At 73.9% G+C, this 14,597-nt stretch carries 11 protein-coding genes; 9 read left to right on the plus strand and 2 right to left on the minus strand.

What is annotated here, in order from left to right; genetic code table 11:
- Positions 1 to 3: 3 nt before the first annotated feature.
- From FO059_RS03475 to acuI, 6 genes are all read left to right on the plus strand, one after another.
- On the plus strand, positions 4 to 873 hold the full coding sequence (locus FO059_RS03475) for an SDR family oxidoreductase (RefSeq protein WP_143906383.1): 870 nt from the start codon (positions 4 to 6) through the stop codon (positions 871 to 873).
- A gap of 5 nt (positions 874 to 878) precedes the next feature.
- Positions 879 to 3,143, plus strand: coding sequence for an acyl-CoA dehydrogenase (locus tag FO059_RS03480; RefSeq protein WP_143906385.1), 2,265 nt, complete (start codon positions 879 to 881; stop codon positions 3,141 to 3,143).
- 100 nt (positions 3,144 to 3,243) lie between these two features.
- Positions 3,244 to 4,110 (plus strand): class I SAM-dependent methyltransferase, encoded by an 867-nt coding sequence (locus FO059_RS03485; RefSeq protein ID WP_143906387.1) that lies wholly within the window; start codon positions 3,244 to 3,246, stop codon positions 4,108 to 4,110.
- Between the two features lie 198 nt (positions 4,111 to 4,308).
- On the plus strand, positions 4,309 to 5,808 hold the full coding sequence (locus FO059_RS03490; protein WP_143906389.1) for a hypothetical protein: 1,500 nt from the start codon (positions 4,309 to 4,311) through the stop codon (positions 5,806 to 5,808).
- A gap of 216 nt (positions 5,809 to 6,024) precedes the next feature.
- Entirely contained in the window at positions 6,025 to 7,194 is a 1,170-nt protein-coding gene (locus tag FO059_RS03495; protein ID WP_233267067.1) for a lipase family protein, read from the plus strand.
- 118 nt (positions 7,195 to 7,312) lie between these two features.
- Complete coding sequence (gene acuI / locus FO059_RS03500) at positions 7,313 to 8,305, plus strand: acrylyl-CoA reductase (NADPH) (RefSeq protein ID WP_143906391.1); 993 nt, start codon at positions 7,313 to 7,315, stop codon at positions 8,303 to 8,305.
- 40 nt (positions 8,306 to 8,345) lie between these two features.
- On the opposite strand, the gene FO059_RS18625 is transcribed toward acuI, so the two are convergent.
- A complete protein-coding gene (locus FO059_RS18625) occupies positions 8,346 to 9,131 on the minus strand; it encodes a DnaJ family domain-containing protein (RefSeq protein WP_143906394.1) in 786 nt (261 codons plus the stop codon).
- A gap of 186 nt (positions 9,132 to 9,317) precedes the next feature.
- On the opposite strand from FO059_RS18625, the gene FO059_RS03510 reads away from it, so the two are divergent.
- Entirely contained in the window at positions 9,318 to 10,829 is a 1,512-nt protein-coding gene (locus FO059_RS03510; RefSeq protein ID WP_143906396.1) for a hypothetical protein, read from the plus strand.
- A 60-nt stretch (positions 10,830 to 10,889) separates the two neighbouring features.
- On the opposite strand, the gene FO059_RS03515 is transcribed toward FO059_RS03510, so the two are convergent.
- On the minus strand, positions 10,890 to 11,759 hold the full coding sequence (locus FO059_RS03515) for a glycine-rich protein (protein ID WP_199257148.1): 870 nt from the start codon (positions 11,757 to 11,759) through the stop codon (positions 10,890 to 10,892).
- Between the two features lie 254 nt (positions 11,760 to 12,013).
- On the opposite strand from FO059_RS03515, the gene FO059_RS03520 reads away from it, so the two are divergent.
- Both FO059_RS03520 and FO059_RS03525 read left to right on the plus strand, forming a co-directional pair.
- On the plus strand, positions 12,014 to 12,847 hold the full coding sequence (locus tag FO059_RS03520; RefSeq protein WP_143906401.1) for a TIGR03084 family metal-binding protein: 834 nt from the start codon (positions 12,014 to 12,016) through the stop codon (positions 12,845 to 12,847).
- Complete coding sequence (locus tag FO059_RS03525; RefSeq protein ID WP_143906403.1) at positions 12,844 to 14,595, plus strand: acyclic terpene utilization AtuA family protein; 1,752 nt, start codon at positions 12,844 to 12,846, stop codon at positions 14,593 to 14,595. The genes FO059_RS03520 and FO059_RS03525 overlap by 4 nt, the downstream gene beginning before the upstream one ends.
- Positions 14,596 to 14,597: the final 2 nt, after the last annotated feature.

Below are 14,597 nucleotides of genomic sequence, written 5' to 3' on the forward strand. Positions count from 1 at the left end.
CACATGGGAATCCTTGAAGGACGGGTAGCCGTCATCACCGGCGCGGGCCGCGGCATCGGCCGCGAGCACGCGCTGCTGTTCGCCCGCGAGGGGGCGCGGGTCGTCGTCAACGACGTCGGCGGCGCCAACGACGGCTCGGGGGCCGACGCGGGGCCGGCGCAGCAGGTGGTCGACGAGATCCGGGCCGCGGGCGGGCAGGCCGTGGCGAACGCGGGCAGCGTCGTCTCGTGGGCGGACGCGGCGGCGGCGGTCGACCAGGCGGTCGACGAGTTCGGCCGGCTCGACATCCTCGTCAACAACGCCGGGATCCTGCGCGACGCGTTCATCGCGGGAATGGACGAGGATCAGTGGGACGCGGTGCTGGCCGTGCACCTCAAAGGGCACGCCGGCATGCTGCACCACGCGGCCGCCTATTGGAAGAAGCAGACGAAGGCGGGCGAGCCCGTGGACGCGGCGGTCGTCAACACCGCGTCCGCGTCGGGGACGTTCATGCCCAACGCGGGGCAGGCGAACTACGGCGCGGCGAAGGCCGGAATCGCCGCCCTCACGCTGGTCGCGGCCGACGAGCTGGACCGCTACGGGGTGCGCGTCAACGCGATCGCGCCCATCGCGCGCACGCGGCTGACGCTGGCGACGCCGGGCATGGGCGCGCTGTTCGCCCAGGAGGTGCCCGCCGGCGAATTCGACGCGTTCGACCCCGCCAACATCTCCCCGGTCGTCGCGCACCTGGCGTCGCAGAAGTGCTCTCTGACAGGCAAGGTGTTCGCGGTGCAGGGCGGCGCCATCTCGGAACTCGCGGGCTGGCACGACGTCTCGACCATCGAGGCGGACGGCCCGTGGGAGCTCGACGACCTCGCAGCAAGGCTCGGGTGACCGCGATGGCCGCAGAACGCAGGCACGCCGCGTACGAGCTGGGGCTGGGCCTCGCGCAGGAGCACACCGACCTCGCGGAATCGGTCCGCGCCTTCGCCGAGCGCACCATCACCACCGACGGGGTGCGGGCGGCGCTGGAGGCCCCCGCGGAGGAGAAGTTCCCGCGGTACTGGCGGGACCTGGCCGAGCTGGACCTGCTGGGCCTGCACGTGCCCGAGGAGCGCGGAGGCGCCGGGGGCGGGCTGCTCACGGCCGCAGTGGCGATCGAGGCGCTCGGGCGCACCGTCGCGCCGGGTCCGTACATCCCCACGGTGCTGGCGTCGGCGGTGCTCGCCGCCGCCGACGACAAGGCGGGGATAGACCTGCTGCCGGGCCTGATCTCGGGGGAACGCACGGGCGCGGTGGCGCTGGGGCCGGCCGTCGCGGGGGCCGCAGGGATCACGGGCCGCCGCGACGCGGACGGGCTGGTGCTGGACGGGGCCCTCGACGCGGTGCTCGGTGCCGCCGCGGCCGACGTGGTGATCGTGCCCGTGACGATGACCGACGGCAGGGAAGGCGCCGTCGGGGAGGACTCCGGGGATGCGGTGTGGGTCGCGGTCGACGGCCCGCAGCTGCGGCGCACCGAGCAGGACGGGGTGGACCTGCTGCGCCGATCGGCGCGGATCGAGGCCGCCGGTCTGCGGGTGCCGGAGTCCCGCGTGCTGGCGGCGCCGGTTCCGGGCCGAGTGCGTGCCATCGCGACGGTCGTGCTCGGCGCCGAGGCGCTGGGCGTGCTGTCGTGGTGCGTGTCCACGGCGTCCGGGTACGCCATGACGCGGGAACAGTTCGGGCGCCCCATCGGGAAGTTCCAGGCGGTCAAGCACACCTGCGCGCGGATGGGCATCGCGCTGGAGAAGGCCCGCGCGACGCTGTGGGACGCCGCCCGCGCGCTCGACGGCGGCGACGCCGATGCCGTCTTCGCCGCCGACATCGCCGCCACCGTGGTGCCCGATGCGGCGGTGGCGGTGGCGCAGCAGTGCATCCAGGTCCACGGGGGCATCGGCTTCACCTGGGAGCACGACGCGCACCTGTACTACCGACGGGCGCTGGCGATCCGCGGCGTCCTGGGCACCCGCGAGGAACGCGCGGGCCGGGTGGCCGCGGCCGCGCTGGCCGGGACCCGCCGCGAGTGCGCGCTGGAGCTTCCGGCCGAGGCCGACGCTCTGCGCGGGCCCATCGCCGCCGCGTTGCGGGAGATCGCCGCGATCGACGACGAGGACGAGCAGCTCGTCGCGCTCGGCGACGGCGGTTGGGTGCAGCCGCACCTGCCGCGGCCGTACGGGCGCGGGTCGGGGCCCCTCGAACAGGTCGTCATCGCCGAGGAGATCGGTACGGCGGGCATCGCCATGCCGCAGCTGCTCATGGGCGGCTGGGCCGTCCAGGCGATCGTCGCGCACGGCACCGAGCGGCAGAAGCGCGAGCTGGTCGTGCCGACGCTGCGCGGGGAAGTGGTGTGGTGCCAGCTGTTCAGCGAGCCGGGCGCCGGTTCCGACCTGGCGTCCCTGACCACCCGGGCGGTGCGGGTCGACGGCGGCTGGGAGATCACCGGCCAGAAGATCTGGACCACCGTCGCCCAGTTCGCGCAGTGGGCCATGCTCATCGCACGGACGGACCCGTCGGCGCCCAAGCACGAGGGCATCACCTACTTCGTGCTCGACATGTCCGCACCCGGTGTGACGGTGCGGCCGCTGCGCGAGATGACCGGCTCAGCGCTGTTCAACGAAGTGTTCCTGGATCGCGTGTTCATCCCGGACTCGGACGTGGTGGGGGCGGTGGACGACGGCTGGCACGTCGCGCGCACGACCCTCGCCGGCGAACGTGTGGCGCTGAGTCAGAAGATGGAGGCCTACGCCACCGACGCCGATCTGCTGGCCTTCGCGCGCGGCCGCACGCTCACCCCGGTGGGCCGCCACGAACTCGGTGAGCTGGTGGCCGAGAGCCAGGCGGTGGACCTGCTGGGCGTGCGCGCGGTCCTGGGACAGCTCTCCGGCGCGGACGTGAGCACCACGTCGAGTGTGGGCAAGCTGCTCGCGATGGGGCTGGGCCAGTCGATCGCCGAGTACGTGGTGGCGCAGCTCGGACCGGCCGGAGCGGTGACGGTGCCGGGCATGCCCAGCGACAAGGCGATCGAGCAGTTGATCGCGGGGCGGGCCACCACCATCTACGGCGGCACCACCGAGGTGCAGCTCAACGTGATCGCCGAGCGGATGCTGGGCCTGCCGCGGGACTGACGGGCGGCCGCGTCAACGGATCGCGCGAGCGGGTACCGGACGGAGGTCCCGTCGGCGATCATGGGGGCGACGGGCCGATACAGGAGACGGGGTGCGCGAGATGGACGAAGGTGCAGGAGCTTCGGGAGCTGCAGGAGCTGCGGGCGGGGCGGGCGCGCTGGACTGGGACGGGGAGCACGGCGCGTTCTGGGTGCGAGAGCAGGAACACCAGGACGCGGTGCTGCGGCCGTTCGTCGCGCCCCTGCTCGACGCGGCCGGCGTCGACGCGGGCACGGCGGTGCTCGACGTGGGGTGCGGCTGCGGGGCCACGACGCGGGCGGCCGCCGAGCGCGGGGCGGCCCCGGTGATGGGGCTGGACCTTTCCTCGGCGATGCTCGCCCGTGCCCGCGAGCTGGCGACGGCGCAGGGGGCCGGGGGCGTGGACTTCGTGCAGGGAGACGCGCAGACGCACCCCTTCGCGCCGGCCACGTTCGACGCCGTGATCAGCCGCTTCGGCGTGATGTTCTTCGACGATCCGCACGCCGCGTTCCGCGGGTTCGCGCGGGCACTGCGCCCGGGCGGCACGCTGGCGTTCGTGTGCTGGCAGTCCGCCCGCCGCAATCCGCACATCTCCCTGCCGATGCGCGCCATCGTCGCCGCCTTCCCCGAGGCGCTTCCGCGGGACACGCCGCAGCCGCCGTTCAGCATGGCGGAGCCGGACGACGTCCGGGAACTGCTGGAAGGCACGGGGTTCGGCGATGTGGGATTCGAGCCCATCGAGCAGGAGTTGCGGGTGGGCGACGATCCCGACCAGGTGCTCGCGCACTACCTCTCGGGCCCGATGGCGCGCCTGCTGCTGGAACCGCAACCGGCTGCGGAGGTCGAGGCCGTGGCCAAACGCATCCGCGGGCAACTGGCCGAACACGCCGGGTCCGACGGCGTCCACCTGGGCTCGGCGGCGTGGCTGGTGACCGCCCGCGCCCGCTGACCGCCGCGGGCATCGGGCGGGCGTCCGCGGAACCGCGTCGGCGCGGAGCGGGCGTCCGCTACCGTATCGGCTGTGAACGGGCGCGATTCGGAGGGCGACGGCGCAGTCGACCCGCAAGATTCTGGGACGCAACATGATTCCGGCGGTCGGGGTGCGCGCTTCGCGACCGGCCGGGACAGGGCCGGGGGAGGCGGCCCGGTGCGTAACGGGGCGGTCGCGGGTGCGGCCCTGGCGAGCGCGCTGCTGGCCGGATTCGTGCTGGCGGGGGCCGAGTTCCCGCATGCGCCGAGGCGGGTGAACTTCGCGTTCGTCGCAGACGGCGTCCCGGGAGCGGACGGCGAGATCGTCCGCGCGCCGTGGGAATGGCTGCAGCACCTGGCTCCCGGCATCGGGGTCCTTGTCGCGGTGGGGGTCTGCGCGATGCTCGAGCTCAGGGAGCGGCGTTCCGGAGTCGGCGGCGGGGGCGGTGCGCGGTCCCGGTCCGTGCCCTGGCGGGTCACCTCCTGGTCGGTCGCGCTGGCCGGGGTCGTGCTCCTCGCCGTGCTGCTCGCGGCCGACCGCGACGTCGTGACGCCCGGCGCCGACGCGGCGACGGGCGTGGGCCTCGCGGTGGCGGCCGGTGTGCTCCTCGGCGCGTCTGCGCAGGCGTCGGCGGGCCGGCGGTGGGCCCTGCCAGTCCTGGTCGGCGGCGCCGCGGTGGCCTGCGTGCTCGCGCGGCCGGCGGCGGTGACCTGGGCGATGGACACGTTCAGCGGCGGATCGTCGGCGTACTTCTCCAGCGGAGGCGCCGCGGAGTCCGGCTCGTGGTGGTTGCCGCTCGCGGTCGCGGGCGTGCTGATCCTCGCCGCCGCGCTGGTGGAAGCGCTGCGGCCCGGACAGGGAGGCGTCGGGACCGCCCGCGCGACAGCGCAGGAGCGTCCGGGTGCGCGGCGCGGCGCGGCGGTGCGGACCGGCGCGGTGGTGCTGCTGGTGGCGGGCGGCTACGGCCTCTACCTGCTCGCCCGCTCCACAGACGGGTGGGGTGTATTGGGCGCGGGTCTGGCGCTGACAGTGGCGCTGTTCGGGCTATGCGGCCTGCTTCTGGGCGATGACGGCGGGACGGTGCCGGCCGCGCTGGCGACGACGGTGGTGGCAGCGCCGCTCGTGGCGGAGGCCACGGGCACGATGATCCTCGGGATGCCGGTCGTGGTCGCGTTCGTGGTCCTCGGCGTCGCGGCGGCGGTCGCGGGGGTGCGGTGGCCGTCGGTGGGTCTCGGCTTCGCGGTGCTCGCCGTGGTCGGCATCTTCGGCGTGGTCACGTTCGGCGATCTGCAGACGCTCGTCGTGTTCCGGCTGCTCGTGACGGCGGTCGGCGGGTCGTACCTGCTGGCGTCGTGCGTCGTCCTGCGCCCGGCGGGGCCCGGCTCGCCGTCGCCGGCGGTTCCGTGGCCGGGCGGCTCCGCCGGAATCGGATGCCGCGCCCGGCCCGCGGTGCTCGCGGCGGCGGTGCTGTTCGTGACGTCCGCGCCGGCCGCGCTCGCGGAGACCGTCACGGCGCGGTTGCGCGGTGCGCCCGGGGACATTTTCGCGGGGTCCGGCGTGGAAGGGGCGTCGCCCGGTGTCGGTGTGGCGATGGTGCTCACGGTGATCTGCTGCGCCGTCGCCTACGCGCTGATCGCGGTCCGCGCGGCGCGGCCGATGCTGTGGTCCGGGTCATAGACGGGTGTATAGTTTGCGCCGATCCGGAGTGGGAAGAAGGCGAGGCGCGCAGTGACCGTACGAGACCTGGCTGTACGAGACCTGACTGTACGAGACCTGACTGTACGAGGCCGTGACCAAGCGCCGCCTACCCGCGCGTCGGGCGGCCGAAGGCGGCGTCTCGCGGCGGCGGGCGCGGCGCTTGCCGCCGTCGGTGCATTCACCCTGGCCCCCACGGTGTCCGCCGCGCCGACGCCGGCGGCCGCGCAGGCAGAGGCGATCGCGCAGGCAGAGGCGATCGCACAGCTCGCGCCGGGCGCGCTCCTGTCCAACCCCGTCGAAATCGACCCGTCCGCCGCGGGCGGAACGCTGTGGATCCCCGGCACGGCGCGGGCCTGGAAGGTCGAGTACCGCACCACGACGTCCGGGGAGAAGCCCGCAGTCAGCACCGGCATGGTGTACGTGCCGCAGGGCCAGGCGCCGGAGGGCGGCTGGCCGGTGGTCTCGTGGGCGCACGGCACCACGGGCCTCGGCGATTCCTGCGCGCCGTCCGGCACCGGATGGTCCCAGCGCGACCTGGACTACCTGGCGCACTGGATGGGCCAGGGCTACGCGGTGGTCGCCACCGATTACGCGGGCCTCGGCACGCCCGGCGGCATGCCCTACCTGGACGGCAAGGTGGAGGCGCACAACGTCGTCGACATGGTCACCGCGGGGCGCAACGTCGCCGGGGCGGACCTGTCGCGCGAGTGGGTGGTGATCGGCCAGTCGCAGGGCGGCGGCGCGGCCATCACCACAGCGCGCTACGCCGACGAGTACGGCGGGCCGGACCTGGACTACCGGGGCGCCGTCGGCACGGGCGTGCCGGCGTACATCGAGAACATCGTCGCGATCGCCGGCCCCGGCATGCCGCCGATCGCCCTGCCGAAGGGCATGACCGCGTACGGCCTCTACATTCTTGCGGGCCTCGACACCGCGCACCCCGACTTGGACATCCCCTCCGTGCTCACCGACCAGGGCCGCGCGCTGCTGGAGCAGGCCAAGGTGCAGTGCCTCCACGACTTCGAGCAGACCGCGGCCGGGACCGTCCTCGGTTCGCTGTTCACCGCGCCGTTGTCGTCGCTGCCGGACTTCCACCGGGTGCTGTTCGACTACATGAAGATGCCGGAGGACGGCTTCGGCCAGCCGTTCTTCATCGGCCAGGGGCTGAAGGACACCGACATCATCATGCCGTCGACGCTGATCTACGCGGAGACCCTGCGGCGCAACGGTCAGCCGCTCACCTTCCGCGCGTACCCCACCGACCACAGCGGCACCATGGCGGCGTCGCTGCCGGACAGCACGCCGTTCGTGCGGTCGCTGTTCGACGGGAACCCGCCCGCGCCGTCGTTCGGTTCGGCGGAATAGAACGGCCCGGCGCGGAAAGCGCGGCCCGGGAACGGCGCGGCCCCGCGGTGGCGGGCGCCCGCGTGGCAGTCTGGACGGCGAGCACGGTCACAGCGGCCGCACAGACGGGAGTAGCCACATGAGCGCGGACGACACCTATCCTGCGTACGTCGTCGAGGAGAAGGGCAAGCCCGCGCGGCTGCGGCGGCTGACCGATGCCGACCTGCCCGAGGGCGACGTGACGGTGGATGTCGCGTACTCGTCGTTGAACTTCAAGGACGGGCTGGCGGTGACGGGCAAGGGGCCGATCGCGCGCAGGCTGCCGATGGTGTGCGGGATCGACCTGGCCGGCACGGTGTCCGCCTCGGGGTCGCCGCAGTGGAAGCCGGGCGACGAGGTGGTGCTCACCGGGTGGGGGCTGTCCGAGACCCACCCGGGCGGCTTCACCACCCGCCAGCGTGTGCGCGGGGAGTGGCTGGTCGCCAGGCCCGACGCCCTCACCGCGGAGCAGTCGATGGCGATCGGGACCGCTGGACTGACCGCCATGCTCTGCGTGCTCGAACTCGAGGGTTCGGGAATGACTCCCGGCCAGGGTCCGGTGCTGGTCACCGGCGCTTCGGGCGGTGTGGGCAGCGTGGCCGTCGCGGTGCTCGCGAAGCTCGGCTACGAGGTGGTCGCCGCGACGGGCCGCCCCGAGTCCCGCGCGTACCTCGGCGACCTGGGCGCGTCGTCGTTCGTGGACCGCGCGGAACTGTCCGAGCCGGGCCGACCGTTGCAGAAGGAGCGGTGGGCGCACGCGGTGGACACGGTGGGCAGCACCACGCTGGTGTCGGTGCTCTCGCAGATCGGTTACCGGGGTTCGGTCGCCGCCTGCGGGCTCGCCGGCGGTAACGACCTGCCGGCGACCGTGCTGCCGTTCATCCTGCGCGGGGTGTCCCTGCTGGGCGTCGATTCGGTGCAGTGCCCCACCGACGTGCGCGCCGAGGCGTGGAAGAGGCTGGGCGCGGACCTCCCGCAGGACCTGCTGGCGCAGCTGACCACCGCGCGGGGATTCGCGGACATCCCGCGGCTCGCGGAGGACATTCTGGCGGGCCGGACGCGCGGTCGCGTGGTCATCGACATCAACCGGTGACGTTCGCCGGCCCCGGCCATGCTGCCGCTGAGGGGCCTCGTCAGCCCGGCCGTAGCGCGGCCACCACCGATCTGGGTGCCGGGTTGACGTGCGCGACCCCGTCGATCACCACGGTGGGGACGGTCTCGTTGCCGTCGGCGACGGACCGGACGAAGGCGGCGGCCCGGGCGTCGTCCCGGATGTTGATCATCGCGGGCCGCAGCCGCCGGGCCCACAGGATGGCCCGCAGGCGCTGACAGAAAACGCAACCGGGGCGCCAGTACACGGTGACCCGGGGTGCGGGCGCGGCGGTGCCGCCAGTGCAGGGATCATCGGACACTTCTGCAGTTCTCGCTTCCTTGCGTGCCGGGCGGGCGGTCCGCGCGGCGGGTGGAACAGGAGCGGCAGGACCAGGGTCGGCGGGATCGGCGGCCCCGGGGCCACCGCGCCACCGCGCCACCGCACTGTCTGCGTCCACCAGGCCGATCGGCAGCATCGGCGGGGACGGGGCGCGCATCCATTCCGCGATGCGCCGGTTGAGCTCGGCGACGTGGGCGCGCACCTCGTTCTCCGCGCCGGGTGTGCGCGGGTCGATGTCCGCGACGGTGCGGGGGAGCTCGTCGACCTCCCGGCGCAGCTGCAGAGAGATCGGCAGCAGCGCGTCGGTGGACAGGCCCTCCTCCTCGAGTTTGCGGCGTACCCAGCCCATGTCGTCGTCCGTGCGCGACGGGGGGATGGGCTTGCCGGTCCCCGGCAGGCCGTCGAGGTCGCCGCGCTCGGTCGCGACGCGGATCTGCCGCTCCACCCACGATTCGACCGTCGTACCCGCCGGCTTGCGCTCGGTCATGGGTCCGCTCCTCCGATCGAGGATCCGCGTTCCTCCGGTCGTCCCTCCGCCTCTTCTCGATTGTCGGCGCCGACGCCGCGCGCGGCAAGCACCGGCCGTAGCCCTGTACTCGCCCGTACGGTTTTCGGCCGGTATAGATCGGGGGAGGGCCGCCGGATTCGCGACCCCCGAACCGGAAGGACCCTGATGAGCGAAACGGCCGCCACCGCGGGCGCACACTGCACGGAGGCATCTGCCACGGCACCCGCGGCGGGGGTGGAGTTCGCCCGCGCCGGGGAGGCGCGCCCGACGACCTCGCCGATGCGGTCGGTGCTCGCGGCGGCCGCGGCCGCCGCGTCGGACGACCTCGCGGCGCGCGTGGCGGGCAGCCGCGACTGGCGCACGGACTATGCGCCGCTCATGGCGGAGCTGACCTCCCATTCGGCGCGCGACGCGGACATGGCCTGGGCCATCGCGGACGCGGGAACCGCCCGCGCGCGGCGGGAACTGGTCTGGGAGTCCGCCACCGGCGCGGTTCCGCTCGACCAGGTGGGCGAGGAGGACTGGTCGGTGCCGGCTCCCGCGACCGGGCAGGTCATCGGGGCCGCGGAGCCGGAGCCGACGTTGCGCGTGCCGTACCGCGGCGGTGTCCTCGAGGGCGACGCGCTCGTCGCGCAGCTCGGCCGGTGGGTGGCGGCGGGGGTCGTCGAGCCCTCGTTCGCACTGGCGATCACGCGGGTGGTGGAGAACCCGCAGTGGCTCTCGCTGCCCGGCCGCACCATCGCGATGATGGGCGCGGGCGGCGAGCTGAGCCCGCTCGAACCCTTCGCCCGGTGGGGCGCGGACATCCTCGCAGTCGACCTGCCCGCCGAGCGCGTGTGGGACCGCATCGTGCGAATGGCGGAGGAGGGTACGGGGCGCGTCCGCTTCCCGGTGGATGCGGACGGCACCCCGGGCCTGGACATCGTCGGCGCGCCGGCGGTGGCGGCGGCCTGGCTGGACGGGCACGCGGGCGCGGGCGACGCGGCGGGATCGCGTCTGGTCTTCGGCATGTACGCCTACGCGGACCGGGGCGCACACGTGCGCATCAGCATGGCCACCGACCTGATCATCGAGCGGCTCCTGGCGGCGCATCCTTCGACCGCGCTCGCCTATCTGCAGACGCCGACGGACGCGTTCGTCGTGCCGCCCGAGGTGGTGGCGGCGGGCCACGGCGCCTGGGACGGCCGCGACGCCAAGCGCTACCTGCAGGCGCCGCTGCGCTTGGCGGGTCGCGGCGCGCTGTTCGAGCCCTCGTACCGGTCCGTGCACGAGGACGGCACCGCGGTGGCGGACATCCTCGTGCCGCAGCAGGGCCCCAGCTACGCGATGGCCAAGCGGCTGCAGCGCTGGCGCGGGATCAGCGCCGAGCGCGCCGGGCACGCGGTGTCGTTCAACGTGGCGCCCGCGTCGTGGACCCGGTCGGTGACGAAGAACCGGGTGCTGGCGGCGGCGTACAAGGGGGCGCGGCGGTTCGGCGTGGAGATATTCGCCGCGGACACCACGCGGGTGCTCATGGCGGCACTGCTGGCCCACGACCTCAACCACGCCGCCGGCGCGCGTCCGCACCCCGAGCACCTGTTCGCGGATCAGGCGGCGCACGGCGGGCTGTGGCGCTCGGCGTACGAGCCGAAGACCGTGCTGGGCTTCGCGGCGCTGCTGGGGATGGCGCGGCTGTAGCCCTCGGGCGGCGGCGTACTGCCGACTCCAGGCCTTCGTGATTCCGGACGCTCCGGGGGCTTACGTTCCGAGTGAATCGCTGAGGCTGCCGAACAGCGTGCACAAGGATCCGGTGCAGTCGTCCGTGGAGTAGACGATGGTGACCGAGGCGGCGTCATCGGTCGGTGCAGGGGCGTTGCCACCGGTGGGGACCAGTGAGGAACCGCCGCCGCCGCCGGCGCTTTCGCCGCCGCCGCCACCACCGAACAGTCCGCCGCCGCCACCGCCGCCGCCGTCGCAGTAGGATCCGTAGTCGCCGACGCCGCCGGCCCCTCGCGTTCCGGGGGACGCTGCGGCGGAGCCGCCTGCGCCGCCCGCGGATTCAGTACCGGCGCCGCCGCCACCGGGGGCGCCGTGCCCGGCGTCGCCGCCGGGGCCGGAGTGGACGCAGGCGCCGCCGCCTCCGCCACCCGCCGCGATGATGACCCGCGAACCGAGGGTGCCGGAATCCGATTCCGTGCGGCTGACGGTACGGACGTCCGTCGCCCCGCCACCGCCCCCGCCGTCGTAGCCGCCGTCGCCTCCGCCGTTCCAGCCTCCAGCCGTCTGATTCCCGTGGCCGCCGTCCCCGCCGACCTCGATGTATAGCGTCTCCACCTGCGCGGTGTCGATGATTCCGGACACCCGCGCACCACGGCCCCCGGCGCCGCCTCTCCAGCCGGACATTCCGTGACCGCCGATCGCGGTGACGTCGACGTTCGCGATGCCGTCGGGGACCGCGAAGGTCTGCTCGCCGCCGGTGAAGGTGTAGGTGCAGGTGACCGTGCCGTCCCCGTCGCTTGTGCACTCGTCGGGCAGGGCGGGGGCGGCGCCGGCCAGCGCCGGTACGGCCAGAACGTAGGCGCCGGCCAGGGTGAGGCCCGCGACGCCGGCCCCTGTGCGGTGTTTCATCGTGCGGTGCGAATGGATTCGGGACATGAGGAGCTCCGTCCGTCGATAATATTAAATGGGCATGAAATAAACGGTACTCTTCGTCCGTGAGTGACGGCAAGGGTTCGGCGCGACGCGGCGGTGGGCGGCTGGGCGGCGTGATTCCAGCAACCAGGGCACGAGTTCGTGGAGAAAGTGACCTGGAATGCTGGATCGGCGCGTCAGCCCGCTCCCGCCGCACCCAAAAACAATCATTCATGCTTGATTGTTCGCCGATGCTGTGTGACGCTGGGCACGTGGTTGATCTCGAACCGGTCCTGGCGGACCTCGACGCGGAGGGCGAGGCGCTCGACGCGCTCGTCGCGGGCCTGGAACCCGGGGGGTGGTCCACTCCGACGCCGGCCGCAGGCTGGACCATCGCGCATCAGATCGGGCACCTCGCCTGGACGGACGCGGCATCGTTGACGGCCGCGACCGACGAGGCCGGATTCCACGAGCTCGTCGCGGCGGCCTGGGCGGACCCCACCGGATTCGTCGACGTGGGCGCGGAGCGGTGGGCGCAGACGGCCCCCGGGGAGCTGCTGGCGGCCTGGCGCGCGGGCCGGTCGGCGCTCACGAGCGCGCTGCGCGACAGGCCGACGGGGGAGAAGGTGCCGTGGTTCGGCCCGCCGATGAGTCCCGTGTCGGTGGCGACGGCCCGGATCATGGAGACGTGGGCCCACGGCGAGGACGTCGCCGACGCGCTGGGCGTGACCAGGGCGCCGTCGGCCCGGCTGCGGCACGTCGCCCACATCGGGGTCCGCACGCGCGACTTCGCCTTCGCCGTCCACGAGCTCCCGCCGCCGGACACGCCGTTCCGCGTGGAGCTCACCGCCCCCGACGGCGACGGCTGGGCGTGGGGGCCTGAGGACGCCGCACAGCGGATCACCGGGCCCGCCCTGGACTTCTGCCTGCTCGTCACCCAGCGGCGGCATCCCGACGACCTCGCCGTCACGGCGGACGGCGACGACGCGAGGAGATGGATGACGATCGCACAGGCCTTCGCGGGCGCACCTGGAGGCGGGCGTCCTCCGCTCTCCGCGCAGCCGCGGCGGGAGGAGGCCCGATGACACCGCTCGCGTCCGGCCCGGACCTGATCCGCGTCGGCAACTGCTCCGGCTTCTACGGCGACCGCATCTCGGCCATGCGCGAGATGCTCGAGGGCGGCGAGCTGGACGTTCTCACCGGCGACTACCTGGCCGAGCTCACCATGCTGATCCTCGGCCGCGATCGGATGAAGCACCCTGAGCTCGGCTACGCCAAGACGTTCGTGCGCCAACTCGAGGACTGCCTGGGCCTGGCCCTGGACAAGGGGGTGCGGATCGTCGCCAACGCGGGCGGGCTCAACCCGGCCGGGCTGGCCGCGCGGCTCCGCGAGCTGGCGGCGGAGCTGGGCCTGCCTGCGACGGTCGCGCACGTCGAGGGCGACGACCTGGCGCCGCGGGCCGCCGAGCTGGGACTGGGCGAGCCCCTCACTGCCAACGCGTACCTGGGGGCGTGGGGCATAGTCGAGGCGCTGCGCTCCGGCGCGGACGTCGTCGTGACGGGGCGGGTCACGGACGCGTCGGTGATCGTCGGTCCTGCGGCCGCCCACTTCGGCTGGCGCCGCACGGATTACGACGCGCTCGCCGGGGCCGTGGTCGCCGGACACGTCATCGAGTGCGGCACCCAGGCCACCGGCGGGAACTTCTCGTTCTTCCGCGAGATCCCCGACATGTCGCGGCCGGGCTTCCCCCTCGCCGAAATCCGCCGCGACGGGTCGTCGGTGATCACCAAGCACGGCGGCACCGCGGGCGCTGTCACCGTCGACACCGTCACCGCGCAACTGATGTATGAGATCCAGACCGCGCGCTACGCGAACCCGGACGCCACGGCGCGGCTGGACACGATCGCGCTCGCACAGGACGGTCCCGACCGCGTCGCCATCACCGGGGTGCAGGGCGAGCCACCGCCGCCGGACCTCAAGGTCTCGCTCAACACGCTCGGCGGGTTCCGCAACGAGATGACGTTCGTGCTGACGGGGCTGGACATCGCGGCGAAGGCGGACCTGACCCGGCGGCAGCTCGAGTCTTGGCTGCCGACCCGTCCCGCCGAGCTGACCTGGGACCTCGCCCGGGTGGACCGCGCGGACGCCCCCACCCAGCAGCAGGCGAGCGCACTGCTCACCTGCGCCGTGCGGGACCCGGACCCGGACGTGGTGGGCAGGGCGTTCTCCAACGTCGCCGTCGAGCTCGCGCTGGCGGGCTACCCGGGCGCCACGCTCACGTCGATGCCCGGCGTCGCCTCGCCCTACGGCGTGTTCGCCGCCGGATACGTCGACCGCGGGACGGTGCCGCACGTCGCTGTGCTGCCGGACGGCGCACGGGTGGACATTCCGCCGGCCGGCGAGACCCGCGTGCTGGAACCGGTGCCGGACCCCGCGCCGCCTGCGGGCGGGGAGGACGGGGACGGCCCGACGCGCAGGGTCCCGCTGGGCGCAGTGGCCGCGGCCCGCAGCGGCGACAAGGGCGGCAACGCCAACATCGGCGTCTGGGTCCGCACCGACGCGCAGTGGTGGTGGCTCTCGCGCGCGCTCACCGTCGACGCGCTGCGCGGGATGCTGCCGGAGACCGAGGGCCTGCCGATCACGCGCACGCTCCTGCCGAACCTGCGGGCGGTCAACTTCGTGATCGAGGGCATCCTCGGGCAGGGCGTCGCGTACAACGCGCGATTCGACCCGCAGGCCAAGGGCCTCGCCGAGTGGCTGCGCTCGCGCCGCATCGACATGCCCGCGTCCGTCGCGGACACCGGAATCGACGTCGAGGAGTCGGCACTGTGACA

The organism is Tomitella fengzijianii (assembly GCF_007559025.1).
Classification (GTDB): Bacteria; Actinomycetota; Actinomycetes; order Mycobacteriales; family Mycobacteriaceae; genus Tomitella; species Tomitella fengzijianii.

Bases quoted from the DNA above. Each gene is read 5' to 3' on its own strand.
- FO059_RS03515 (WP_199257148.1), bottom strand. From the start codon at position 11,759: ATGAAACACCGCACAGGGGCCGGCGTCGCGGGCCTCACCCTGGCCGGC.
- FO059_RS03485 (WP_143906387.1), top strand. From the start codon at position 3,244: ATGGACGAAGGTGCAGGAGCTTCGGGAGCTGCAGGAGCTGCGGGCGGG.
- FO059_RS03525 (WP_143906403.1), top strand. From the start codon at position 12,844: ATGACACCGCTCGCGTCCGGCCCGGACCTGATCCGCGTCGGCAACTGC.
- FO059_RS03475 (WP_143906383.1), top strand. From the start codon at position 4: ATGGGAATCCTTGAAGGACGGGTAGCCGTCATCACCGGCGCGGGCCGC.
- FO059_RS03520 (WP_143906401.1), top strand. From the start codon at position 12,014: ATGCTGTGTGACGCTGGGCACGTGGTTGATCTCGAACCGGTCCTGGCG.
- FO059_RS18625 (WP_143906394.1), bottom strand. From the start codon at position 9,131: ATGACCGAGCGCAAGCCGGCGGGTACGACGGTCGAATCGTGGGTGGAG.
- acuI (WP_143906391.1), top strand. From the start codon at position 7,313: ATGAGCGCGGACGACACCTATCCTGCGTACGTCGTCGAGGAGAAGGGC.
- FO059_RS03480 (WP_143906385.1), top strand. From the start codon at position 879: ATGGCCGCAGAACGCAGGCACGCCGCGTACGAGCTGGGGCTGGGCCTC.
- FO059_RS03510 (WP_143906396.1), top strand. From the start codon at position 9,318: ATGAGCGAAACGGCCGCCACCGCGGGCGCACACTGCACGGAGGCATCT.